The sequence below is a fragment of the Kitasatospora sp. NPDC054768 genome (genome assembly GCF_053612025.1).
In genome coordinates this window covers 17,422-43,267 of the sequence record NZ_JBSHBN010000070.1, presented here as the reverse complement: position 1 = coordinate 43,267, position 25,846 = coordinate 17,422, and the positions used below count along the sequence as shown (strand labels likewise).

Annotated in this window: 9 protein-coding genes; 5 read left to right on the top strand and 4 right to left on the bottom strand. The window is 75.1% G+C overall.

The window, feature by feature from the left end:
• Positions 1-9: 9 nt before the first annotated feature.
• Together ACWGKU_RS21515 and ACWGKU_RS21510 are read left to right on the top strand one after the other, a co-directional pair.
• Complete coding sequence (locus tag ACWGKU_RS21515) at positions 10-7,740, top strand: SDR family NAD(P)-dependent oxidoreductase (protein WP_452191524.1); 7,731 nt, start codon at positions 10-12, stop codon at positions 7,738-7,740.
• Positions 7,741-7,759: 19 nt separating this feature from the next.
• Entirely contained in the window at positions 7,760-18,688 is a 10,929-nt protein-coding gene (locus ACWGKU_RS21510) for a type I polyketide synthase (protein WP_452191522.1), read from the top strand.
• 25 nt (positions 18,689-18,713) lie between these two features.
• Here ACWGKU_RS21510 and ACWGKU_RS21505 read toward each other — a convergent pair whose 3' ends face one another.
• From ACWGKU_RS21505 to ACWGKU_RS21490, 4 genes are all read right to left on the bottom strand, one after another.
• Positions 18,714-19,352: a response regulator gene (locus tag ACWGKU_RS21505; protein WP_401045039.1), complete on the bottom strand. Its 639-nt coding sequence runs from the start codon at positions 19,350-19,352 to the stop codon at positions 18,714-18,716.
• Positions 19,349-20,584: a sensor histidine kinase gene (locus tag ACWGKU_RS21500; protein WP_452179154.1), complete on the bottom strand. Its 1,236-nt coding sequence runs from the start codon at positions 20,582-20,584 to the stop codon at positions 19,349-19,351. The genes ACWGKU_RS21505 and ACWGKU_RS21500 overlap by 4 nt, the downstream gene beginning before the upstream one ends.
• 111 nt (positions 20,585-20,695) lie before the next feature.
• A complete protein-coding gene (locus tag ACWGKU_RS21495) occupies positions 20,696-21,424 on the bottom strand; it encodes an ABC transporter permease (RefSeq protein ID WP_401045044.1) in 729 nt (242 codons plus the stop codon).
• A 54-nt stretch (positions 21,425-21,478) separates the two neighbouring features.
• Entirely contained in the window at positions 21,479-22,396 is a 918-nt protein-coding gene (locus ACWGKU_RS21490; RefSeq protein WP_387689964.1) for an ABC transporter ATP-binding protein, read from the bottom strand.
• 263 nt (positions 22,397-22,659) lie between these two features.
• Between ACWGKU_RS21490 and ACWGKU_RS21485 the strand changes: the two genes are divergently transcribed.
• The 3 genes from ACWGKU_RS21485 (at position 22,660) to ACWGKU_RS21475 (ending at position 25,843) form a co-directional block, all read left to right on the top strand.
• Complete coding sequence (locus ACWGKU_RS21485; RefSeq protein WP_452179155.1) at positions 22,660-23,898, top strand: cytochrome P450; 1,239 nt, start codon at positions 22,660-22,662, stop codon at positions 23,896-23,898.
• A gap of 101 nt (positions 23,899-23,999) precedes the next feature.
• Complete coding sequence (locus ACWGKU_RS21480; RefSeq protein ID WP_401054403.1) at positions 24,000-25,007, top strand: ATP-binding cassette domain-containing protein; 1,008 nt, start codon at positions 24,000-24,002, stop codon at positions 25,005-25,007.
• Complete coding sequence (locus tag ACWGKU_RS21475; protein ID WP_452179156.1) at positions 25,007-25,843, top strand: ABC transporter permease; 837 nt, start codon at positions 25,007-25,009, stop codon at positions 25,841-25,843. The genes ACWGKU_RS21480 and ACWGKU_RS21475 overlap by 1 nt, the downstream gene beginning before the upstream one ends.
• The last annotated feature ends 3 nt before the right edge of the window (positions 25,844-25,846 follow it).

The window sequence follows — 25,846 nt, the reverse complement described above, 5'->3', positions numbered from 1 at the left end:
GGCGGGGCGATGCTGGCGGTCGAGGCCGCCGAGGCCGAGGTCCGCGAGGCGATCGGCGGCCGCCTGGACGTCGCGGCCGTCAACGGCCCGACCTCGGTGGTGGTCTCCGGATCGGTCGAGGCGGTGGAGGAGTTCGCGGCGCGCTGGTCGGGCGAGGGCCGCCGGATCCGCCGGCTGACGGTCTCGCACGCCTTCCACTCGGCGCTGATGGAGCCGATGCTGGCCGAATTCGCCTCGGTGCTGGCCGGGTTGACCTTCGCCGAGCCGCGCGTTCCGGTCGTGTCGAACCTGACCGGCGGGATCGCCGAGCCCGGGCTGCTCACCACCCCCGACTACTGGGTGCGCCAGGTCCGTGAGGCGGTCCGCTTCGCCGACGGCGTCGCCCACCTCGACGGGCAGGGCGTCACCCGCTTCGTGGAGCTGGGCCCGGACGGGGTGCTCTGCGGAGCCGCCCAACAGTCCGCGCCCGACGGGGTGTTCGCCCCCGTCGCCCGCCGCGACCGGGAGGACGTGGACACCGCGCTGCGCGCGCTGGCCCGGATCTGGGTCGCCGGCGCGGACGTCGACTGGCGGGCCGTGCTGCCCGCCGGCCGACGGCTCGAACTGCCGACGTACGCCTTCCAGCACGAGCGCTACTGGCCGGAGGCGGTCCCGCCGGCCGGCGACCCGGGTACGGTCGGCCTGGAGCCGGTCGGCCACCCGCTGCTCAGCGCTGCGGTTCAACTGGCCGGTGACAACGGCCTGCTGCTGACCGGAAGGCTGTCGGTGGCCACGCACCCGTGGCTGGCCGACCACGTCATCCTGGACCGGGTGGTGGTGCCCGGCGCCGCGCTGGTCGAGATGGTCTGGGCGGCCGGCCGCCGGGCCGGCTCCCCGGCGATCCGGGAGCTGGTCCTGCGCACGCCCCTGGTGCTGCCCGAGCACGCCGGGGTGCAGATCCAGGTGAGCGTGAGCGCCGCCGGCGAGACCGGTGAGCGCACCGTCGAGGTCTACTCGCGGCCCGAGGGCACCGGCGACGCCGTCTGGATCAGCCACGCGGCCGGACTCCTGGCCGACGAGGCCGCCGCTGCCGACGCCGGACCGGACCTCACCGCCTGGCCGCCGGCCGGTGCCACGGCGTTGCCGCTGGAGGGTTTCTACGAGGCTCTGGCCGAGGTCGGGTACGGCTACGGTCCGGTGTTCCGGGGTCTGGGTGCGGCCTGGCGGGTGGGTGAGACCGTCTACGCGGAGGTCGCGCTGCCCGAGGCGGTGGCGGGTGAGGCGGGCGGTTTCGGTCTGCACCCGGCGCTGCTGGACGCGGCACTGCACGCGGTCGGGCTCTCCCCGGTCGCCCAGGCCGGGGGCACCCGGCTGCCGTTCGCCTGGACGAGCGCCCGACTGGATGCGGTGGGTGCCTCGGTGCTCCGGGTGCGGGTCGAGGGTACGGCGGACGGCGTGTCGCTGCTCCTCGCCGACGGCGTGGGCGAGCCCGTCGCGACCGTCGCATCGCTCGCGATGCGGGAGGTTTCGGCGGAGGCGCTTCGGCCGGTCGGTGAGGGTGGGCCGGAGGCGTTGTTCGCGGTGGACTGGGTGCCGGTTCCGGTGCCGGTTCCGGCGGTTGCGGAGGGTGTGGGTTCGTCGGAGTGGGTGGCGATCGGTGAGGTCGCCGGTGTGCGGGGGTTCGTCGATGTGGCGGGCCTGGTGGGTGAGTTGGAGGCCGGTGGGTTGGCGGTGCCGCCGGTGGTGGTGCTGCCGGTGCCGGTCGAGGGCGATGTGTATGCGCTGACGGCCCGGGTGTTGGGTGTGGTGCAGGAGTGGCTGGCGGAGGAGCGGTTCGGCTCTTCGCGCCTGGTGGTGCTGACGCGTGGGGCGGTTGCGGTTCCTGCCGCTGGTGGGGCCGATCCGGTGCAGGCGGCGGTGTGGGGTCTGTTGCGTTCGGCGCAGACGGAGAATCCGGACCGGATCGTGCTGGTGGATCTGGATCCGGCGGGTGGTTCGGAGGGGTTGTGGCCGGGGGTGGTCGGCGGTGGTGAGCCGCAGGCGGCGATCCGGGGTGGTGAGGTGTCGGTGCCGCGTCTGGTGCGGGCTTCTTCCCTGCAACTGGTGGAGACTCCGGTGGAGTTGGATGCCGATGGCACGGTGCTGATCACGGGTGGCACGGGGACGCTGGGCGGGTTGCTGGCCCGGCATCTGGTGGCTGTGCACGGTGTGCGGCATCTGACCCTGTTGAGTCGTCGTGGTGCGGACAGTCCGGCTGTGAGTGAACTGCTCGCCGATTTGGGTGAGTTGGGTGCCGAGGCGGACGTGGTCGCGTGCGATGCGGCCGACCGGGCCGCTCTGTCCCGGGTGCTGGACGGTCTGGCCCGTCCGTTGGCGGGTGTGGTGCATGCGGCGGGTGTGCTGGACGACGGGGTGTTCGGTGCGTTGACGCCGGAGCGTCTGGCGGCGGTGCTGCGTCCGAAGGTGGATGCGGCGCTGAATCTGGACGAGTTGACGGCGGATCTGGAGCTGCCGTTGTTCGTGCTGTACTCGTCGGTGGCGGCGACGTTCGGTTCGGGTGGGCAGGCCAACTATGCGGCCGCGAACGCCTTCCTGGACGCGCTGGCGGCCCGTCGCACGGCTGCGGGCCGGGCGGGCCAGTCGCTGGCCTGGGGCCTGTGGGAGCAGGCCAGTGAGCTGACCGGTCATCTCTCCTCGGCACGCAGCGGCTCGGGCATGCCGACCGCGCAGGCCCTGGCCCTGTTCGACCGGGCGATCACCCTGCCCGTACCGCACCTCCTGCCGACGGTCCTGGACCTGGCCGCCGCGCAGGCCGTCTCCACCCATGGGGTGCCCCCGCTGCTGCGCGGCCTGGTCCGGCCGTCCGCCCGGCGGGCCGCCGACCGGGGCGCGGGTGCGGAGTCCGGACTGCTGGCCCGGCTGCGGCCGCTGCCGGCCGAGGATCGGCGCGCGCAACTGCTGGAGCTGGTCCGCGGCAGCGCGGCCACCGTGCTCGGCCACGGCGCCACGGACGCGGTCGGCCCCCGGCACGCGTTCCGGGAGCTCGGCTTCGACTCGCTGACCGCCGTGGAGTTGCGCAACGGGCTGAACGCCGTCACCGGGCTGCGGTTGCCGGTGACCCTGGTCTTCGACTACCCGACACCGACCGTGCTGGCCGAACACCTCGACGAGCTGCTCTTCGCGCGGGCCGCCTCCGTGGCGCCGCTCGTCGAGACGGCCGTGGACACCGGCGAGCCCATCGCGATCATCGGCATGAGCTGCCGTTTCCCCGGCGGTGCGGACAACCCCGAGCGGCTCTGGCGGCTGCTGGCCGAGGGCTTCGACGGCGTGACCGCTTTCCCGGCCGACCGCGGCTGGGAGATCGAGGTCGCCGACGCCACCTACACGCCGCGCGGCGGCTTCCTGCACGACGCCGCCGACTTCGACGCCGGGCTGTTCGGGATCTCGCCGCGCGAGGCGCTGGCGATGGACCCGCAGCAGCGGCTGCTGCTGGAGGCCTCCTGGGAGGCCTTCGAGGCCGCCGGCCTCGACCCGCTGTCCATGCACCGGTCGTCCACCGGCGTTCTGGTCGGCGCCTCGGCGTTCGGCTACGGCGCCGGGATGGACCTGCCGGAGTCGGAGGGGCACCTGATGACGGGCGCCGCCACCAGCATCCTCTCCGGCCGCGTCTCGTACGTGTTCGGCCTGGAGGGCCCGGCGGTCACCGTGGACACCGCCTGCTCCTCCTCCCTGGTGGCGATGCACTGGGCGATCCAGGCGCTGCAGCGCGGCGAGTGCGCGATGGCACTGACCGGCGGTGTGACCGTGATGTCCACCCCGGGGGTGTTCGCCGAGTTCGACCGGCAGGACGGCCTGGCCTCGGACGGGCGCTGCAAGGCGTTCTCCGCCGGGGCCGACGGCACCGTCTGGTCCGAGGGCGTCGGCGTGCTGGTGCTCCAGCGCCTGTCCGACGCCCGTCGGGACGGCCACCGGGTGCTCGCGGTGATCCGGGGCAGCGCGGTCAACCAGGACGGCGCCTCCAACGGGCTCACCGCGCCGAACGGCCCCTCCCAGGAGCGGGTGATCCGGCAGGCGCTGGCCTCCGCGCGGCTCGCCCCGTCCGAGGTGGACGTGGTGGAGGCGCACGGCACCGGCACTCCGCTCGGAGACCCGATCGAGGCCCAGGCGCTGCTGGCGACCTACGGCCAGGACCGGCCGGCCGACCGGCCGTTGTGGCTGGGCTCGATCAAGTCCAACATCGGCCACACCCAGTCGGCGGCCGGTGTCGCGGGCGTCATCAAGATGGTGCAGGCGATGCGCCACGGCGTCCTCCCGGCCACGTTGCACGTGGACGAACCGACCTCGCACGTGGACTGGTCGGCGGGCGCGGTGGAACTGCTGACGCGGGCCCGGCCGTGGCCGGAGGACGGTCGGCCGCGCCGCGCGGGCGTGTCCTCCTTCGGGATCAGCGGCACCAACGCCCACGTCATCCTGGAGCAGGGCGATCCGCTGCCCGCGCCGGAACCGGTGGAGAGCAGCGGCCCGGTGCTCTGGCCGGTGTCCGCGAAGAGCCCGGAGGGGCTGCGCGGACAGGCCGAGAGGCTGGCCGAGTTCGCGGCGACCGGGCCCGACCCGGCGGCCGCGGGGCACGCGCTGGCCGTCACCCGGGCGGCGCTGGAGCACCGCGCGGTGGCCGTCGGTGACACGGCTGCCGCGATCGGGGCAGGCCTGACCGCGCTGGCCGAGGGCCGGCCCGGCGAGGGCGTGGTCTCGGGTACGGCGGTCGAGGGCCGGACGGCGTTCCTGTTCACGGGGCAGGGTGCGCAGCGGGTCGGCATGGGCCGGGGGCTGTACGAGGCGTTCCCGGTGTTCGCCGAGGCCTTTGACGCGGTCTGTGCGGAGCTGGACGCGAGGCTCGGGCGGTCGGTGCGCGAGGTCGTCCTCGACGGCGTCGAGGATCTGGACCGTACGGTGTGGGCGCAGGCCGGGCTGTTCGCGGTCGAGGTGGCGTCCTTCCGGCTGCTCGAATCCTGGGGCGTGGCACCCGACTTCCTGCTCGGGCACTCGATCGGCGAGATCGCCGCCGCCCATGTGGCGGGAGTGTTCTCGCTCGCCGACGCGTGCGCCCTGGTGGCGGCACGTGGCCGGTTGATGGACGCGCTGCCCGAGGGCGGCGCGATGCTCGCCGTGCAGGCCGCCGAGGCCGAGGTGCGGGCGGAGATCGGTGACCGCCTGGACGTGGCGGCCGTCAACGGGCCGCGTTCGGTGGTGGTTTCCGGCCCCGTCGAGGTGGTCGAGGAGTTCGCGGTCGAGTGGGCCTCCCAGGGCCGCAAGACCCGCCGGCTGACGGTCTCGCACGCCTTCCACTCGGCCCTGATGGAGCCGATGCTCGCCGAATTCGCCGCCGTGCTGGCCGGGTTGACCTTCGCCGAGCCGGGCGTCCCGATCGTCTCCAACCTGACCGGCGGGATCGCCGGGCCCGGCCTGCTCACCACCCCCGACTACTGGCTGCGCCACGTCCGGGAGACCGTCCGCTTCGCCGACGGCGTCGACACCCTGGGCGGCCAGGACGTGACCCGCTTCGCCGAGCTCGGCCCCGACGGCGTGCTGTCCGCCCTGGCCCGACAGGCCGACGCCAAGGGCACGTTCGCGCCGCTGCTGCGCCGCGAGCGGGACGAGACGGAGAGCGCCCTGGCCGCGCTCGGCGCGCTCTGGACCGCCGGGACGGCCGTGGACTGGCCGGCCGTCTACGCCGACTGGGGCGGGCACCGGGCGCTGCTGCCCCGGTACGCCTTCGACCGGCAGCACTACTGGGCGCAGCCGCCCGTCGCGCGTCACTCCGCCCGGCCGGAGGAGCGATCCGACGCCTGGCGCTACCGGATCACCTGGAAGCCGGTGCCCACCGCGGCCGTTCCGCCGCTGCTGACCGGCAGCTGGCTGGCGGTGCTGCCCGCCGGGGCGGCGGAGTCCGGCGAACCGGGGTCCGACCTGGCCGAGGCCTGCCTGTCCGCCGTCGAGCGGGCGGGCGCCCGGGTGGTGCGGACCACGACCGAACGGCTGGCGGACGACCTCGCCCGGATCGCGGACCCGGCCGGGGTGCTGGCCTTCCCCGGCACGGCCCCGGACGCCGATCCCGTCGCCGACGCCCTGGACCTGATCGACGCGCTCACCGCCCTGGACCTGCGGGTGCCGCTCCGGTGGGTCACCTCCGGCGCGGTGACCGTGCGCGAGGAGGAGACCGTCCGGCCCGGACACGCCCGGATCTGGGGCCTGGGCCGGGTGGTCGGCCTGGAGCTGCCCGGCCTGTGGGGCGGGCTGGTGGACGTCTGCGGTCCGGCGGGGCCGGTGCTCGGTGACCGGATGGCCGAGGTGCTGTCCGGAACCGAGGACCAGGTCGCCGTCCGGGCCACCGGGACCTTCGCCCGCCGGCTGGTCCCGGCCGGAACCGGGCCGGTGACGGCCGATCCCGTTCCCGCCACCGGCACCGCCCTGGTCACCGGCGGCACCGGGGCGCTGGGCGCCGCCGTGGCGCGCCGGCTGGCCGGGCAGGGCGTCCCCCACCTGGTGCTGGTCTCCCGCCGGGGCCCGACGGCGCCGGGGGCGGCGGAGCTGGTCGCGGAACTGGAGGCGCTGGGCGCCCGGGTGACCGTCGCCGCCTGCGACACGGCGGACCGGGAGGGGATGGCCGGGGTGCTGGCCGCCGTCCCGGCGGAGTTCCCGCTGAGCGGCGTGGTGCACGCGGCCGGCGTCGGCGACCCGACGCCGTTCGGCAGCACCGCGCGCGCCGGGTTCGCGGCGATCGTGGACGGCAAGGCCGAAGGCGCGGTCTGCCTGGACGAGTTGCTGGGGGACACCCCCCTCGACTACTTCGTGCTCTTCTCCTCCGTCGCCGGCGTCTGGGGCAGCGGTGGGCAGTCCGCGTACGCGGTGGCGAACGCCGCGCTGGACGCCCTCGCCGTCGACCGCCGGGCCCGCGGGCTGGCGGCCACCTCCGTGGCCTGGGGCCCGTGGGCGGGCGAGGGCATGGCCGGCGGCGCCGACGCCGAGGAGTTCCTGCGCCGCCGCGGCCTGCGGGCGATGGCCCCGGACCTCGCCCTGGAGGCGATGGACACGGCGATCCGGACCGGCGACGTCTGCGTGACCGTCGCGGACGTGGACTGGCAGGCCTTCGTGCCCGGCTTCACCGCGTACCACCCGCAGCCGCTGATCGAGGACGTCCCCGAGGTGCGGCAGGTCCTCGCCGCGGGTGCCGCCGGCGGCCCGCAGGACGGCACCGCGCTGCGCGAGCGCCTCGCCGGGCTGTCCGGTGAGGACGGCCTCGCCCTGCTGCTGGAGACCGTGCAGCAGCAGGCCGCCCTGGTCCTCGGCCACAGCGCGGCCGGGTCGGTCGTCGCCGACCGGGCCTTCCGCGACCTGGGGTTCGACTCGCTGACCGCGGTCGAACTGCGCGACCGGCTGACCGCGGCCACCGGGCTGGCCCTGCCCGCCACCCTGATCTTCGACCACCCCACCCCGAGGGCGCTGGCCGAGCAGATCACGGCCGAACTGCTCGGCGACGACGCCCTCGACGCCGACGAGGCGGAGCAGGCGCGCCGCGCCCTGCTCACCGTCCCGGTGTCCCGGCTGCGCGAGTCCGGACTGCTGGAGCCGCTGCTGCGGCTCGCCTCGCAGGAGTCCGCGCCCGCCGCCGAGGACGCCGCACCCGTGACCGCCATCGAGTCGATCGACGAGATGGACGGCGAAAGCCTGCTGAGGCTGGCCCTCGGCGAACGTGATTCCTGACCGCAGTACGGAGCTTGCGATGGCCTCTACCCAGGACTATGTCGAAGCGTTGCGAGCTTCCCTCAAGGAGACGGAGAAGCTTCGCGCCCGAAACCGTGAACTGACCGCCGCGGTCAGCGAACCCGTGGCGATCGTGTCGATGGCGTGCCGCTACCCCGGCGACGTCTCCTCGCCGGACGACCTCTGGCGGCTGGTCGAACGGGCCGGCGACGCGATCGCCCCCTTCCCCGAGCAGCGCGGCTGGAGGGCGGACGGGCTCGGCGCGGACGCCGCGGCGAGCGACCTCGCCGCCCAGGGCGGGTTCCTGGACGGCGCCGAGCGCTTCGACGCCGCGTTCTTCGGGATCTCCCCGCGCGAGGCCCTCGCCATGGACCCCCAGCAGCGGTTGCTGCTGGAGAGCGGCTGGGAGGCCTTCGAACGGGCCGGGATCGCGCCGGACACCGTGCGCGGCACCCGGACCGGGGTGTTCGTCGGCGCGACCTCCTCCGGCTACGGGGTCGGTGCGGCCGACGCCGACCAGGGGTACGTCCTGGCCGGCGGAGCGACCAGCGTGCTCTCCGGCCGGGTGGCGTACGTGTTCGGCCTGGAGGGCCCGGCGGTCACCGTGGACACCGCGTGCTCCTCCTCGCTGGTGGCGCTGCACCTGGCCGTCCAGGCGCTGCGCGCCGGCGAGTGCACGCTGGCGCTGGCCGGCGGGGTGACCGTGCTGACCAACGCGGAGGTCTTCCACGCCTTCAGCGCCCAGCAGGGCCTCGCCTCGGACGGGCGGTGCCGCTCCTTCGGCGCCGGCGCGGACGGCACCGGCTGGGGCGAGGGCGTCGGACTGCTGCTGCTGGAGCGGCTGTCGGACGCGCGCCGCAACGGGCACGAGGTGCTGGCGGTGGTGCGCGGCAGCGCGGTCAACCAGGACGGCGCGTCCAACGGGATGACCGCGCCGAACGGCCCCTCGCAGCGCCGGGTGATCCGGCAGGCGCTGGCCTCCGCGCGGCTCGCCCCGTCCGAGGTGGACGTGGTGGAGGCGCACGGCACCGGCACCCGGCTGGGCGACCCGATCGAGGCCCAGGCGCTGCTGGCGACCTACGGCCGGGGCCGCGGCGACGAGCCGCTGTGGCTGGGCTCGATCAAGTCCAACATCGGGCACACCCAGTCGGCGGCCGGCGTCGCGGGCATCATCAAGATGGTGCAGGCGATGCGGCACGGCCTGCTGCCCGCCACCCTGCACGCCGAGCAGCCGACGCCCCACGTGGACTGGTCGGCGGGCGCGGTGGAACTGCTGGCCGAGGCCCGGCCGTGGCCCGAGGCGGACCGTCCGCGCCGCGCGGGCGTCTCCTCCTTCGGCATCAGCGGCACCAACGCCCACGTCATCCTGGAGCAGGGCGATCCGCTGCCCGCGCCGGAACCGGTGGAGAACAGCGGCCCGGTGCTCTGGCCGGTGTCCGCCAGGAGCCCGGAGGGGCTGCGCGGACAGGCCGAGAGGCTGGCCGAGTTCGCGGCGACCGGGCCCGACCCGGCGGCCGCGGGGCACGCGCTGGCCGTCACCCGGGCGGCGCTGGAGCACCGCGCGGTGGTCCTCGGGGACTCGGCCGCAGGCCTCGGCGAGGGGCTGGCGGCGCTGGCCGAGGGACGTTCCGCCCAGGACGTGCTGACCGGGGTCTCGACCGAGGGCCGGACGGCGTTCCTGTTCACCGGCCAGGGTGCGCAGCGGGTCGGCATGGGCCGGGAGTTGTACGAGGCCTTCCCCGCCTTCGCGGCGGCGTTCGACGCGGTCTGCGCGGAGCTGGACGCGAGGCTCGGGCGGTCGGTGCGGGAGGTCGTCTTCGCGGGTGCGGAGGATCTGGACCGGACGGTGTGGGCGCAGGCCGGGCTGTTCGCGGTCGAGGTGGCGTCGTTCCGGCTGCTGGAGTCCTGGGGCGTGCTCCCGGACGTGCTGCTCGGACATTCGATCGGTGAGGTGGCGGCCGCTCATGTGGCCGGGGTGTTCTCGCTGGCGGACGCGTGCGCCCTGGTGGCGGCGCGGGGCCGGCTGATGGACGCGCTGCCCGAGGGCGGCGCGATGCTGGCGGTCCAGGCCGCCGAGGCCGAGGTGCGGGCGGAGATCGGCGACCGGCTGGACGTGGCGGCCGTCAACGGGCCGCGTTCGGTGGTGGTTTCCGGGCCGGCGGACGCGGTCGAGGAGTTCGCCGCGCGCTGGTCGGCCGAGGGCCGCAAGATCCGTCGACTGACCGTCTCGCACGCCTTCCACTCGGCCCTGATGGAGCCGATGCTCGCCGAATTCGCCGCCGTGCTGGCGGAGTTGACCTTCGCCGAGCCAGGCGTCCCGATCGTCTCCAACCTGACCGGCGGGATCGCCGAGCCCGGCCTGCTCACCACCCCCGACTACTGGCTGCGCCAGGTCCGCGAGGCCGTCCGCTTCGCCGACGGCGTCGACGCCCTGGGCCGACGGGGCGTCACCCGCTTCGCCGAGCTCGGCCCCGACGGCGTGCTGTGCGGGATGGCCCAGCACGCCGGCGTCGAGGGCGCCTTCGCGCCGCTGCTGCGCGGCTCCGGCCACGACGGCGTGCGCACCTTCCACGCCGCCGTCGGCGCGCTCTGGGCGGCGGGTGCCACCGTGGACTGGCCGGCGGCCTTCGCGGGCCGTGGCGAGGGGCGGGTCGCGCTGCCCACGTACGCCTTCCAGCACCAGTCCTACTGGGCCCGTCCCGCCGCTCCCGCCACCGCGGCCGAGGGAGCGGAGGGCACCGCCGAGGGCCGGTTCTGGGCCGCCGTCGAGCGCGAGGACGTGGCCGAACTGACCGGCGCCCTCGGCGTGGACGCGGACCAGGGGGAGCTGCGGGCCGTGCTGCCCGCGCTGTCCTCCTTCCGGCGCCGCCGCCGGGACGAGGCCGTCATCGACTCCTGGCGCTACCGGGTCCGCTGGAAGCCGCTCGCCGACGCGCCCGCCGCGGGCACGCTCACCGGCACCTGGCTGGTCGTCGCGACCCCGGGGGACACCGACGCCCAGCGGCTGCTGACCGCCGCCGGCGCCGACGTGGTCCTGCTGGAGTTCGGCCCCGGGGCCACCCGGGCCTCCCTGGCCGCCCGGCTGCGCGAGCTCGCGGCCGCCCCGGCCGGCGTGGTCGCCTGCCCGGCCCGGCACCCCGAGCCGGTCCCGGCAGCCGTCGCGCTGATCCAGGCGCTCGGAGACGCGGGCATCGACGCCCCGCTCTGGCTGGCCACCCGGGGCGGGGTGTCGGTGGGCCGCTCCGACGGGCCGTCCGACCCGGTGGCGGCGCAGCTCTGGGGCCTCGGCCGGGCCGCCGCCCTGGAACTGCCGGAACGCTGGGGCGGGCTGGTCGACCTGCCGCCCGCCGAGGACGCCAGGACGGCCGCCCGGCTGGCCGCCGTCCTGACCGGCACCGAGGACCAGGTCGCCGTCCGGGGCGCCGGCACGTACGTCCGCCGCCTGGTGCGGGCCGCCCGACCGGACGGTGTCGAACCGCTCGGGCCGCCCTCGGGCACGGTGCTGGTGACCGGTGGTACCGGGGCGCTGGGCGCGGAGGTGGCGCGCTGGCTGGCCGGTCGGGGCGTTCCCCATCTCGTGCTGACCAGTCGGCGCGGTTCGGCGGCCGAGGGCGTGGACGCGCTGGTGGCCGAGCTGACCGGGCTGGGTGCCCGGGTGACGGTCGCCGCCTGCGACGCCGCCGACCGGGCGGCGCTGGCGGCGGTGCTCGACGCGATCCCGGCCGAGCTCCCGCTGACCGGCGTGGTGCACGCGGCCGGCGTCGGCCAGGCGACCTTGCTGATGGACACCGCCGCCGAGGAGATCACCGCCGTGCTCGGCGGGAAGGCCGACGGCGCGGCGCACCTGGACGAGCTGACCGCCGGGCTGGACCTGGAGCTGTTCGTCGTCTTCTCCTCGATCTCGGCCACCTGGGGCTCCGGCGCCCAGGCCGTCTACGGCGCCGCCAACGCCTACCTGGAGGCGCTGGTCGAACAGCGCCGGGCGGCCGGCCGGGCCGCGCTGGCCGTCGCCTGGGGCCCGTGGGCGGAGGCCGGCATGGCCGTGCAGGGGGAGTCGGAGGACTTCCTGCGCCGCCGCGGGCTCGCCCTGCTGGACCCGGCCCTCGCCGTGGGGGCGCTCGACCGGGCCGTCGCCGGGGGCGAGGCCTGCGTGGCGGTGGCGGACGTCCGCTGGGAGCGCTTCGCCCCCGCGTTCACGGCCAGCCGCCGCCGTCCGCTGATCGAGGACCTGCCCGAGGTGCTCCGGGCCCTGGAAGCCCCGGCCGCCGAGCCGGCCGAGGGTGCCTCCCCGCTGGCCGGGAAGCTCGCCGCGCTGCCGCCCGCCGAGCAGGAACGGACCCTGCTCGACCTGGTCCGGCGGCTGGCGGCGGCCGTGCTCGGCCACCGCGAGGCGGGCGACGTCCCGCCGGAGGTCCCGTTCAAGGGCCTCGGCTTCGACTCGCTCACCGCGCTCGAACTGCGCAACGCCCTGGCCGCCGAGACCGGGCTGCGGCTCTCCGCCACCCTGGTCTTCGACCACCCCACGCCGCGCGAACTGGCCGCCCAGCTGCGTGGCGAGCTGCTCGGCACCGCGGTGGCGGCCGAGGCCGTGCGGGCCGAGGCCACCGCGCTGGAGGAGCCGATCGCGATCGTCGCGATGAGCTGCCGCTACCCCGGCGGGGTCGAGAACCCCGAACAGCTCTGGCGGCTGGTCGCCGACCGGGTGGACGCGGTCTCCGGGCTGCCCGGCGACCGCGGCTGGCCGCCGCTCGGCGCGCCCTCCGGCGAGGCGGGCGCGGACGCCACCTGGGCCGGCGGATTCCTGTCCGGCGTCGCCGACTTCGACCCGGCGCTGTTCGCCATCTCGCCGCGCGAGGCGCTGGCCATGGACCCCCAGCAGCGGCTGCTGCTGGAGACCGTCTGGGAGGCGTTCGAACGGGCCGGGGTGGACGCGCGCTCGCTGCGCGGCAGCCGCACCGGCGTGTTCATCGGCACCAACGGCCAGGACTACGCGGCGCTGCTCTCCGGCCCCTCCGACAGCGAGGGGCACCGGGGCACCGGCACCGCGGCCGCCGTGCTCTCCGGCCGGATCTCGTACGTGTTCGGGCTGGAGGGCCCGGCCATGACGGTGGACACCGCCTGCTCCTCCTCCCTGGTCGCCCTGCACTCGGCGGCCGAGGCGCTGCGCCGCGGCGAGTGCACCATGGCCCTCGCGGGCGGCGCCACGGTGATGGCGACCCCGTCGGCCTTCGTGGAGTTCAGCCGCCAGCTGGGCCTGGCCGCCGACGGCCGGTGCAAGGCCTTCGCCGCCGCGGCCGACGGCACCGGCTGGGGCGAGGGCGTCGGGATCCTGCTGCTGGAGCGGCTGTCCGACGCCCGGCGCAACGGCCACCGGGTGCTCGGCATCGTGCGCGGCAGCGCGGTCAACCAGGACGGTGCGTCGAACGGTCTGACGGCCCCGAACGGCCCGTCGCAGGAGCGGGTGATCCGGCAGGCGCTGGCCAACGCCGGGCTGTCGGCCGCCGAGGTCGACGCCGTGGAGGCGCACGGCACCGGAACCCGCCTCGGGGACCCGATCGAGGCGAAGGCCCTGCTGGCCACCTACGGGCAGGGCCGGGACGGGGAGCCGCTCTGGCTGGGCTCGATCAAGTCCAACATCGGCCACACCCAGGCCGCCGCCGGCATCGCCGGGATCATCAAGATGGTCATGGCGATGCGGTACGGCACGCTGCCGGCGACCCTGCACGTGGACGAGCCCACCCCGCACGTCGACTGGTCCACCGGGGCGGTCGAACTGCTGACCGAGGCCCGGCCGTGGCCGCGGGCCGAACGGCCGCGCCGCACCGCCGTCTCCTCGTTCGGCATGAGCGGTACCAACGCCCACGTCATCATCGAACAGGGCGAGCCCGCCCCGGCCGAGCCCGCCGGGCGTCGGCCGCACGGTCCGCTGCCGTGGCCGCTGTCCGGGCAGACCCCGGCGGCGCTGCGGGCCCAGGCCGCCCGGCTGGGCGAGCACCTGACGGACCGCCCGGAGGACGGACCGGCCGAGGTGGCCCGGGCCCTGTCCGGGCGGACGGCACTGGCGCACCGCGCGGTGGTGACCGGCGCGGACCGGGCCGAGCAGGACCGGGAGCTGGCGGCGCTGGCCGCCGGGGAGCCCGGCGCGGGCGTGGTCACCGGTACGGTCGCCGAGGGGCGGACGGCGTTCCTGTTCACCGGTCAGGGTGCGCAGCGGGTCGGCATGGGCCGGGAGTTGTACGAGGCGTTCCCCGCCTTCGCGGCGGCGTTCGACGCGGTCTGCGCGGAGCTGGACCTGCTGCTGGACCGGCCGGTGAAGGACGTGGTGTTCGAGGGCGTCGAGGACCTGGACCGGACGGTGTGGGCGCAGGCCGGGCTGTTCGCGGTCGAGGTGGCGTCGTTCCGGCTGCTCGAATCCTGGGGTGTGGTCCCCGACTTCCTGCTCGGGCATTCGATCGGCGAGGTGGCGGCCGCTCACGTCGCCGGGGTGTTCCCGCTGGCGGACGCCTGTGCGCTGGTGGCGGCGCGCGGCCGGCTGATGGACGCGCTGCCGAGCGGCGGGGCGATGCTGGCGGTCGAGGCCACCGAGGCCGAGGTTCGCGACGCGATCGGCGAGCGGCTGGACGTGGCGGCCGTCAACGGGCCGACCTCGGTGGTGGTCTCCGGTTCGGTCGAGGCGGTGGAGGAGCTGGCCGGGCGGTGGAAGGCCGAGGGCCGGCGAATCCGCCGGCTGACCGTCTCGCACGCCTTCCACTCGGCGCTGATGGAGCCGATGCTCGCCGAATTCTCGGCCGTCCTGGCGGAGTTGACCTTCGCCGAGCCGCGCATTCCGCTGCTGTCCAACGTCAGCGGGACGCTCGCCGAACCCGGGCTGCTCACCACCCCCGACTACTGGCTGCGCCAGGTCCGCGAGGCGGTCCGCTTCGCCGACGGCGTCACCCGCCTCGGCGAGCACGGCGTGACCCGCCTCCTGGAGCTGGGCCCCGACGGCGTGCTCTGCGGGCTGGCCCAGCAGACCCTCCCCGACGCCGTGCTCGCCCCGCTCCAGCGGGCCGGGCGGGACCAGGTGGACACGCTCTGGCACGGCCTCGGCCGGCTCTGGACGGCCGGTGCCCAGGTCGACTGGGCGGCGGCCCTGCCGGCCGGTCCGCACGCGGAACTGCCCACCTACGCCTTCCAGCGCGAGCGCTACTGGCCCCGGCCGGTCGCCGGGGCCGGCGACGTCGCGGCGCTCGGGCAACTGCCCGCCGGGCACCCGCTGCTGGGCGCCGTCCTGGCTCTGGCCGGGGACGGCGGCGCGGTGCTGACCGGACGGCTGTCCACGGCGAGCCACCCGTGGCTGGCCGACCACGTGGTGCTGGGCCGGACCGTGGTGCCCGGCACCGCGCTGGTCGAACTCGCGCTGCGGGCCGGCGAGCAGGTCGGCCGTACGGTGCTGGACGAACTGGTGGTGCGGTCCCCGCTCGCCCTCCCCGAACGGGGCGAGGCCCAGGTCCAGGTCCGGGTGACCGCGCCCGGCGACGGCGGCGACTGCCGGCTGGAGATCCACGCCCGGCCCGACACCGGTGACCGGACGCCCTGGACCTGCCACGCCACCGGCCTGCTGACCGAGGCCGCACCGGCCGAGCCCTTCGAACTGGCGGCCTGGCCGCCGCCGGCCGCCGAGCCGGTGCCGCTGGACGGCTTCTACGACACCCTGGCCGACAGCGGCTACGGCTACGGGCCGGCCTTCCGCGGCCTGCGCGCCGCCTGGCGGGCCGAGGACGCGGTCTACGCCGAGGTCGCGCTGCCCGAGGAGGCGGCGGACGAGGCCGCCGGCTTCGCCCTGCACCCGGCGCTGCTGGACGCGGCGCTGCACGCCGTCGGCTTCGCCGGCGGGAGCGAGGTCGAGGGCACCGCCCTGCCGTTCGCCTGGACCGGCGTGCGGGTGGACGCGGTGGGCGCCTCGGTGCTGCGGGCGCGGATCACCCGGACCGCCGAGGGCGTCGCGCTGCGGCTGGCCGACGGCACCGGAAGCCCGGTGGCCACCGTGCGTTCGCTGGTGATGCGCGAGGTGTCCCCGGAGGCGCTCGGCGCCACGGCCGACGCCGGACCGGACGCGCTGTTCGCGGTGGACTGGCGGCCGGTGCCCCCGGCGGCCGGTGCGGCCGAGCCGGACCTGACCGGGTGGGCCGCGGTCGGCGAGGCGGCCCCCGAGGGCGGGCCGGCCCGCCGCCACACCGACCTGGCGGCCCTGGTCGCCGCCCTGGAACAGGGCGCGGCCGTACCGTCGGTGACCGTCCTGGCCGTCTCCGCCGGTGCCGCCGGTGTTGACGGTGCGCTCGGGGCCGAGGCCGTGCACGGGGCGACCGCCCGGGTGCTCGGCGAGGTACGGGCCTGGCTGGCCGAGGAGCGGTTCGCCGACTCCCGGCTGGTGGTGCTCACCCGCGGGGCGACCCCGGCCGGGTCCGGCACCGGTGGCGAGGCCGACCCGGCCGGCGCCGCCGTGTGGGGACTGGTCCGCTCCGCGCAGACCGAGAACCCGGACCGGATCGTGCTGGTGGACGTCGAACCGCAGGGCGGCGCGGCCGACCCGTGGGCCGGCTGGCCCGCGCTGGTGGGCGGCGAGGAGCCCCAACTCGCGGTCCGCGGCGGCGACATCAGGGTGCCGCGACTGGTCCGGGAGGCCACCGTCGCCCGGCTGACCCCGCCGGAGCCCGCGGGCGCCTGGCGGCTCGGCCTCGCGGGGCGGGGCGCCGGACTGGAGGACGTGGCGCTGGTGCCCGCGCCGGACGCCGACGCGCCGCTGGGCGCGGACGAGGTCCGGGTCGCGGTGCGCTCGGCGGGCGTCAACTTCCGGGACGTGCTGATCGGTCTGGGCATGTACCCGGACCGGACGGCCGCGATGGGCTCCGAGGCCGCTGGCGTCGTGCTGGAGGTCGGCGCCGGAGTGACCGACCTCGCCCCGGGCGAGCGGGTCTTCGGCTTCTTCGCCGGTGGCGCGGCCGTCCGGGCCGTCACCGACCGGCGGCTGCTGGCCCGCGTCCCGCAGGGCTGGTCCTTCGCCCAGGCCGCCTCCGTACCGCTGGTGTTCGCCACCGCCTACTACGGGCTGCGCGACCTGGCCGACGCGCAGCGGGGCGAATCGGTGCTGGTGCACGCCGCGGCCGGCGGCGTCGGCATGGCGGCCGTCCAACTCGCCCGCCACTTCGGCCTGGAGGTGTTCGGCACCGCCAGTCCGGGCAAGTGGCGCACACTGCGGGAGCTGGGGCTGGACGAGGCGCACATCGCCTCCTCCCGCGACCTCGCCTTCGAGGAGCGGTTCCGCACCGCGACCGGCGGGCGCGGGGTCGACCTGGTGCTGAACTCGCTGGCCGGGGAGTTCACCGACGCCTCGCTGCGGCTGCTGGCCGAGGGCGGGCGCTTCCTGGAGATGGGCAAGACCGACGTCCGGCAGCCGGCCGGCCTCCGGTACCGGGCCTTCGACCTCGGCGACGCCGGACCGGCCCGGATGGGCGGCATCCTGCACGAGGTGATCGAGCTGTTCGAGGCCGGTGCGCTGCGGATGCTGCCGATCACCGCCTGGGACGTCCGGGACGCGGTCGGCGCCTTCCGGCACGTCAGCCAGGCCCGGCACGTCGGCAAGAACGTGCTGACGCTGCCGGTGGAGCCGGACCCCGAGGGCACGGTGCTGATCACCGGTGGCACCGGGACACTGGGCGGGCTGCTGGCCCGGCACCTGGCGGCCACGCACGGCGTGCGCCACCTGACCCTGCTGAGCCGCCGGGGCGCGGACGGCCCGGACGTGCGGGAACTCCTCGCCGAGCTGGGCGAGTCGGGCGCCCGGGCGGAGGTCGTCGCCTGCGACGCGGCCGACCGCACCGCCCTGGCCCAGGTGCTGGACGGCCTCGCCCGTCCGCTGACGGGCGTGGTGCACGCCGCCGGCGTGCTGGACGACGGGGTGTTCGGCACCCTGACGCCGGAGCGCCTCTCCCGGGTGCTGCGCCCGAAGGTGGACGCGGCGCTCAACCTGCACGAGCTGACGGCGCACCTCGACCTGTCGATGTTCGTGCTGTACTCCTCGGTGTCGGGCACCTTCGGCTCCGGCGGGCAGGCCAACTACGCGGCCGCGAACGCCTTCCTGGACGCCCTGGCCGCCCGGCGGACGGCCTCCGGCCAGGCCGGCCAGTCGCTGGCCTGGGGCCTGTGGGAGCAGGCCAGCGGGCTCACCGGCCACCTCGGGAAGGTCGACCAGGCCCGGGCCGGCAGCCTCAGCGCGCCGCTGTCCACCGCCCGGGCGCTCGCCCTGTTCGACCGGGCGCGCACCGCGGGCCGCTCCCACCTGGTGCCGGTCGACATCGACCTGGGCGTGCTGCGCGCCGCCGCCCACCCGGTGCCCGCGCTGCTGCGGGCGCTGGTGGGCCAACCGGTCCGCCGGGCCGCCGACAACCGGCGCCCGGACGGCCCGGCGCTGGCCGAGCGGCTGGCCGTGATGGCAGACGCCCAGCGCGACGCGGCCCTGCTGGACCTGGTCACCGGGAACGCCGCGGTGGTCCTCGGACACGGCTCGACGGACGCCGTCGCGGCCGACCGGCCGTTCAAGGACCTCGGGTTCGACTCGCTGACCTCGGTCGAGCTGCGCAACCGGCTGAACACCGCCACCGGCCTGCGGCTGCCCCCCACCCTGGTCTTCGACCACCCGACCCCGGCCGCGCTCGCCCGCCACCTGCGGGAGAGCCTGCTGCCGCAGGCCGACCCGGTGGAGGACCTGCTCGGCCGGCTGGCCGGAATGGAGGCCGATCTGGTCGCGCTGGCCGGGGCGGAACGGGCCGGGGCCCGCGCCAGGCTGGAGCAGCTGCTCGACCGGCTGCGGGACGCCGACGGGCCGCAGCCGGAGCACGACGACAGCGACCTGGAGTCCGCGACGGCCGAGGACATCTTCGCCCTGATCGACGACGAGCTGGGGAGCTGACGGCGGGCCGGCGGGGCGTTCCGGGTCAGGTCACCAGACCGCGCCGGAACGCCTCGCCGACCGCGCCCGCCCGGTCGCGGACCCCGAGCTTGTCGTAGATCCGCAGCAGGTGCGTCTTGACGCTGGCCTCGGTGATGAACAGCTTGCCGGCGACCTCCTTGTTGGAGGAGCCGTGGGCGACCAGCCGCATCACCTCCAGCTCACGGGCGCTCAGCACGCCGAGGCTGGGCCGGCGCACCCGGTCCATCAGCCGTTTGGTGATGGCGGGGGAGAGCATCGCGTCGCCCCGGGCCGCGACCCGGGCCGCGCGCAGCAGCTCCTCGGTGGGCGCGTCCTTCAGCAGGTAGCCGGTGGCGCCGGCCTCGATCGCGGGCAGCACGTCGTTGTCGGTGTCGAAGGTGGTCAGCACCAGCACCCGCACCTCGGGCGCGCTCTCGCCGAGCCGGTGGATCGCGGTGACGCCGTCCATCACCGGCATGCGCAGGTCCATCAGCACCAGGTCGGGCTTCAGTTCGGCGACCCGGTCGAGCGCCTCGGCGCCGTTGCCGGCCTCGCCGACGACCTCGAACTCCGGGCTGTTGGCGAACGCGCCGCGCAGGCCGTCCCGGACGATCGGGTGGTCGTCGACGATCAGCAGCCGTACGGGGGCGGGCTGTTCGCTCATGCGCCGCCGCCCCGGCGGATCGCGGGCACGCTCGCGTTCACCGCGGTGCCCGAGCCCGGGGTGCTCTCCACGGTCAGTGTCCCGAGCACCCGGTCGAGCCGTCGGCGCAGGCCGTCCAGCCCGTACCCGCTGTCGCCGTCGGCGGGCGGCGGCCCGTCGAGGTCGGTCACGGTGAAGCCGACCCCGTCGTCGTGAACGTCCAGCATGACCGTGTCCTCCAGGTAGGAAATGGTCAGTCTGACCTTACTGGCAGCGGCGTGCTTCGCGGTGTTCGCCAGGGTCTCCTGGGCGGCACGGAACAGGGCGACCTCGATCTCCGTCAGCAGCGGGACGGGATCACCGGTGGTCTCCACCGAGGCCGGCACGCCCGCACGCGCCGACCAGCGCTGGGCCAGCTCCCGGATCGCGTTCGGCAGGTGCGCCTCCTCCAGCTCCGCCGGCCGCAGCGCGGCCACCGAGCGCCGGGCCGCGGTGAGGCTCTCCCGGGCCAGCCCCCGGGCCTGTTCGAGGTGCCACTCGCGCTGCTCGGGCTGCGGTCGGGCCCGGTCGGCGGCCTGGAGCTGGGTGATGATGCCGGCCAGTCCCTGGGCGATGGTGTCGTGGATCTCCCGGGCCATCCGCTCGCGTTCGTCCTGGATGCCCGCCTCCCGGGCCTGGATCAGCAGTTGGGCGTGCAGGCCGTTGTTCTCGCCGATCACCGTCTTCAACTCCGTGACCAGCCGGCAGCGTTCCTCGCTGCGCTCGTTGAAGCGGTGCGACAGGTTGCCGAACAGGCCGATCAGGCAGGTCTGGAGGCAGACCGAGGCGGCGGCGATGGCGATCCGCCGGGAGCTGTCCGGCACCCCGCCGGGGATCAGGTTGATGATCAGCGAGGTGGCGCCGACGCTGACGAAGGCCCACTGCGGCGGGAGCAGGTCGTAGGCCTGGACGAACCCGATCACGGCGAACACGAAGAAGATCGGGTGCTGGGTCATCAGCAGTGCGGCCAGCACCAGCTGGCCCGCCACGTAGGTCAGCATCGGGCCGGTGCGGCCCGTCCACTGCGGCGACCGCAGGGTGTACATCGCCAGCGTCCACGCGGCGGTCACCGCGACCAGCGGGAAGACGGTGACGCGGGCGGTGGCCGCCCCCTCCTCCGGCTGCACGACGCACAGCACGGTGGCCACGCCCAGCAGCACGACGGGAAGGGGGGTGAGGAAGCGACGCAGGTCGATCGGTTCGGCGCTCTTCATGGTGCTGCTCCTCGGCCCCCGCTGCTTCCCCGGCTCCCGCCCCGCCGCGACCGCCCGTGACCGCGGACCTCCACCCTAGGCCTACTCCCGGAGCGGACCTCCGGCCCGGGCCTACTCCCAGCGGAAGAGCCGTGCGGCCGCGACACCGAAGACCACCGTGTAGCCGACGAGGACCAACAGGGCCGTGGTGCCCGGCAGGTGACCCTTGGCCACGTCGCCGAAGGCCTGGACGGAGGCGCCGAGCGGGGTGAAGTCACCGATCCGGTTGACCGCGGCGGGCATCTGGTCGCGGGGCACGTACAGGCCCGCGAAGAACATCAGCGGGAAGAACAGCATGCTGCCCGCGCCGGTGGCGGCCTTGGTGGTCTTGAGCACCGAGGCGACGAACAGCCCGATGGACAGCACCGCGGTGGCCGAGAGCAGGAAGGTCAGCGCGAAGCCGAGCGGGTTGCTCGGCAGCTTGACGTCCCACAGCAGGCGCGCGGTCGCGAGCACCAGGAGGGTGGTGGCGATCGCCACGGTGATCTGGACCACCAACTGGGCGATCAGCACCCGGGCCGGGCCCACCGGCGTGGTCGACAGCCGGCGCAGGATGCCCTTCTCCCGGTAGCCCACCAGGTAGCCCGGGGTGATGAACAGGCCGGTCATCGCGAAGGCCAGCACCACGGTGACGGGCGTGTAGGAGTCGATGGCGCGCTGGCCGAGCTCGGCCTTGAACTCGCGGGAGGACGGGATGCTGCCGATGATCACCACCAGGGCGACCGGGAAGAGCAGCGTCCAGAAGTACGCGGCGGGGTCTCGCAGGAAGAGCTTGAACTCCACGGCCGTGAGCCGGTTCATCGCCCGCACGGGGGGCCTCCTTCTAGGGGTCGGGGGTCGGCTACGGGCCGGGGATCAGTGGGAGGGGTGGTCGAACCGGCGGCCGGTCAGGGCGAGGAACGCGTCCTCCAGACTGGCCAGCTCCGCGCGCAGGTCGGCCGCGACGATCTGGTTGCGGGCGAGCGCCGAGGTGACGGCGTACACCAGGTTGCCCGTGCCGGTGACCTCCACCTGGGAGCCGTGCCGCTGGACCGAGGTCACCTCGGGGAGCGAGGTGAGGATGTGGTCGTCGAGCGGGGAGGTCGGGCGGAAGCGCACCTTCTGCTCGGCGCCCACCCCGGCCACCAGGCCGGCGGGGGTGTCCAGCGCGACGATCCGGCCGCCGTCGATCAGGGCCAGCCGGTCGCAGAGCCGCTCGGCCTCCTCCATGAAGTGGGTGACCAGGACGACGGTGATGCCCCGGGCGCGGACCTGCTCGATCAGCTCCCAGGTGTCCCGCCGGGCCGCCGGGTCCAGACCGGTGGTCAGCTCGTCCAGCACGGCCACCTTCGGGTTGCCGACCAGCGCCAGCGCGATGGACAGCCGCTGCTTCTGGCCACCGGAGAGGCTGGCGAACGGACTGTTCATCTTGTCCAGCAGGTTCAGCTCGGCGAGCAGCTCCCGCCAGTCGGCGTGGTCGTCGTAGAAGGAGGCGTACAGCTCCATCGCCTCGGCGACCCGCAGCTTGTCCGGCATCTCGCTCTTCTGCAGCTGCATGCCCAGGATGCGGTGCAGCTTGGCGGCGTCGCGCTGGGGGTCCAGGCCGTGCACCGAGATGCTCCCGCCGCCGGGCTTGCGCAGCCCGGCGATGCACTCGACCGTCGTGGTCTTCCCGGCGCCGTTGGGGCCGAGGATGCCGAAGATCTCCCCCTCCTGCACCTCGAACGAGATGTCGTCCACGACGACCTTCTGGCCGTACTGCATCCGCAGGTTCGAAACGACGATCGCTGGCACGGTCTTGGTCTCCGTTCTCCGAGGTCCCACCAGTGTCCGGCCCGCACCGCCGCGCCCGGATCGACCTGGTGATATCCATCCGGTGGAACTTCCCGCGATCGAACGGTTGACACCCGGATCCGACCCGCGCGGCCCCGGACGTCGCGACCGGCTCCCGGGCCCGGCCCCTAATCACCTGCCCGGGCCCCGGATAGGGGTGTCGGCCCTGTGACGGCCATGCCTACGCTCGGCCCCATTCGCGGAGGCTGAAGGGGCACGGGACGATGGAGTCGAGTGAGCGGCAACTCCGGGCGCAGATGCGCTTCTTCCACGACCTGGTGCGCAAGCTCGCCGCCCAGGGCGATCCCTACGCGAAGGTGCTGAGCGCGCCGGACAACCCCTACCCCGCGTACGAGGAGATCCGGGCGCGGGGCCGGGTCTACCGCAGCCCGCTGGGCACCTGGGTCACCACCGACCACGAACTCGCCAACCAGGTGCTGCGGGACAAGCGCTTCGGCGTGCGCAAGGCCGACGGCGAGAAGGTGCCGGAGTTCATGAACTTCGACAACTCCATGCTCGGCCTCGACCCGCCGGACCACACCCGGCTGCGCCGGATGACCATGCCCACCCTCAACCCGCGCGTCGTCGAGCGCTGGCGCGGCCGGGCCGAGGAGATCTGCCACCGGCTGATCGACGACATCCTGGCCCAGGGCGACCGGTTCGACCTGATGACCGCCTTCGCCCACCACCTGCCGACCGCGGTGATCGGCGACCTGGTCGGCATCCCCGAGGAGGACCGGGAGCACTTCCACCACCTCAGCCGGGAGATCGTCCCGCTGCTGGACGGTGTGGTCACCTACGAGAAGGCGCGCAGCGTGGACGCCGCCATCGCCGGGATGACCGAGCTGTTCACCCGGATCGTCGAGCAGCGCCGGGTCGAGCCGCGCGAGGACATGATCAGCCGGATGCTGCCGCTGGTCGACGAGGGCAGCCTGAGCATGGACGAACTGCTGCCGCTGTGCATGTTCCTGCCGCTGGCCGGCACCGAGACCACCGTCAACCTGATCGGCAACGGCATCCTGGCGCTGCTGCGCCACCCCGAGCAGTGGCGGATGGTGGCCGAGGACCCGGAACTGGCCCAGAACGTGGTCAACGAGACGCTGCGCCACGACCCGCCGGTGCAGACCTACCGGCGGATCGTCCACGAGCCGGTCGAGCTGGGCGGTGTCGTGCTGCCCGTCGACAGCGAGCTGGCGATCGTGGCCGCCGGGGCCAACCGGGACCCGCAGGTCTTCCCCGACCCCGCCCGCTTCGACATCACCCGGGTCAGCCGCAACGACACCCTGGCGTTCTCGGCCGGCATCCACTACTGCCTGGGCGCGCCGCTGGCCAGGTTCGAGGCCGAGGTGGCCTACCGGACCCTCATCTCCCGGATGCCCGGGCTGCGGCAGGCCGGGCCGGTGCGCCGGCGGGGCTCCTTCATCATTCGCGGCCTGCGGGAGTTCCCGCTGTCGGCGAGCTGACCCGGCGTCGGCGCACGGCTCCCCGGCGCGGGTCGGCCGCGACCGCACCACGACCGCGTACGGCGCGACCCGCGCACACGGCACTTCCCAGTGGAGGGATCATGGCGGACCCGATCATCCTCGCCGAAGGACTGCACAAGCACTTCGGCGAGGTCCACGCCCTACGAGGGCTCGACCTCGCCGTCCCGGCCGGGACGGTCTGCGGGGTGCTCGGCCCCAACGGCGCCGGCAAGACCACCGCGGTGAACATCCTCGCGACCCTGATGGACCCGGACGCCGGGCACGCCCGGATCGCCGGGCTGGACGTGGTCCGCGAGGCCGACCGGGTGCGCTCGGTGATCGGCCTGGCCGGGCAGTTCGCCGCGGTGGACGAGAAGCTGACCGGCCGCGGCAACCTGCGGATGTTCGGCCGGCTCTACCACCTGCCCCGTCGGCAGGTGCACCAGCGGGCCGACGAACTCCTGGAGCGCTTCGGCCTGATGGAGGCGGCCGACCGGCAGGTGCGCGGCTACTCCGGCGGCATGCGCCGCCGGCTCGACCTCGTCGCCAGCCTGATCCTGCGCCCCCAGGTGCTCTTCCTGGACGAGCCGACCACCGGCCTCGACCCGCGCAGCCGCGGCGAGATCTGGGACTGCGTGCGGGAGCTCGTCGCCGAGGGCACCACCGTGCTGCTCACCACCCAGTACCTGGACGAGGCCGACCAACTGGCCGACGACATCGCGGTGGTGGACTACGGCCGGGTGATCGCCGAGGGCACCCCCGACCAACTCAAGTCGACGATCGGCAACCGCTTCGACGTGGTCGTCGAGGACCCGGCGCTGCTGCCGCAGGCCTCCGCCGTGCTGCACCGGCTGACCGGGGCCGAGCCGACCGGGACCGGCGAGAACAGCCTGAGCGTGCCGTCCGCGGACGGCACCGTGCGGGTCGCCGAACTCGTCCGGGAGCTGGACCGGGCGGGGATCGAGGTCGCCGACGTCAGCCTGCGCCGCCCCACCCTCGACGAGGTGTTCCTGCGCCTGACCGACCGCTCGGCCCCGGCCGACACCGAAACCGACGGCGACGCCCCGGCCGGCGCCCGAGCCGACGACAGAGTCAAGGACCACGCCTGATGACCGTCCAGATCACCCCCGTTGCCCGCCGGACCCCGGTGACCCGCCTGCGCTGGGCGCTGTCGGACGGCTTCGTCCTCGTCGGGCGCGAGTTCAGCCGGCTGCGCCAGGAGCCCGGCTCACTGATCGCCGCCCTGATCTTCCCCGCCGTGATGGTGCTGCTGTTCGGCTACGTCTTCGGCAGCGCCATCCGGATTCCGGGCGGCGGTGACTACCGCGCCTACCTGATGCCCGGGCTGTTCGCCATGGTGACGGCCAGTTCGGTGGTGGCGGTGATCGAGAGGGTCGCCGCCGACGTCTCGCGCGGACTGATGAGCCGGTTCCGCTCGATGCCGATGTCGCGGGTCGCGGTCGCCTTCGGGCACACCGCCTCCGACATGGTCGGCGGCCTGCTCAGCGTGGCCATCATGGCGGTGGCCGGCCTGCTGGTCGGCTGGCGCGCGTCCGACGGGCTGCTGAACGCCCTGGCCGGCTTCGGGCTGCTGGTGCTGATGCGCTACGCGCTCAGCTGGGTCGGCTGCTTCTTCGGCCTGAAGGTCCCCAACGAGCAGATGGCGCAGCAGCTCACGCTGCTCGTGATGCCGGTGACCATGCTGTCGAACGCCTTCGTGCCGACCGACGGGATGCCCGCCTGGCTGCGGTTCATCGCCGAGTGGAACCCGCTCAGCGCCCTGACCGCCGGCTGCCGCGAGCTGTTCGGCAACCCGGGGACGGTGACCGGCTCGCACGCCTGGCCGGTGGACCACCCGGTGGCCGCGACGCTGCTGTGGTCGGTGGGCCTCCTGGTGGTCTTCGTGCCGCTGTCGGTGCGGTCGTTCCAGCGCAAGAACCGCTGACCC

Bases quoted from the DNA above. Each gene is read 5' to 3' on its own strand.
- ACWGKU_RS21480 (WP_401054403.1), top strand. From the start codon at position 24,000: ATGGCGGACCCGATCATCCTCGCCGAAGGACTGCACAAGCACTTCGGC.
- ACWGKU_RS21485 (WP_452179155.1), top strand. From the start codon at position 22,660: ATGGAGTCGAGTGAGCGGCAACTCCGGGCGCAGATGCGCTTCTTCCAC.
- ACWGKU_RS21495 (WP_401045044.1), bottom strand. From the start codon at position 21,424: ATGAACCGGCTCACGGCCGTGGAGTTCAAGCTCTTCCTGCGAGACCCC.
- ACWGKU_RS21510 (WP_452191522.1), top strand. From the start codon at position 7,760: ATGGCCTCTACCCAGGACTATGTCGAAGCGTTGCGAGCTTCCCTCAAG.
- ACWGKU_RS21500 (WP_452179154.1), bottom strand. From the start codon at position 20,584: ATGAAGAGCGCCGAACCGATCGACCTGCGTCGCTTCCTCACCCCCCTT.
- ACWGKU_RS21505 (WP_401045039.1), bottom strand. From the start codon at position 19,352: ATGAGCGAACAGCCCGCCCCCGTACGGCTGCTGATCGTCGACGACCAC.
- ACWGKU_RS21515 (WP_452191524.1), top strand. From the start codon at position 10: ATGCTGGCGGTCGAGGCCGCCGAGGCCGAGGTCCGCGAGGCGATCGGC.
- ACWGKU_RS21475 (WP_452179156.1), top strand. From the start codon at position 25,007: ATGACCGTCCAGATCACCCCCGTTGCCCGCCGGACCCCGGTGACCCGC.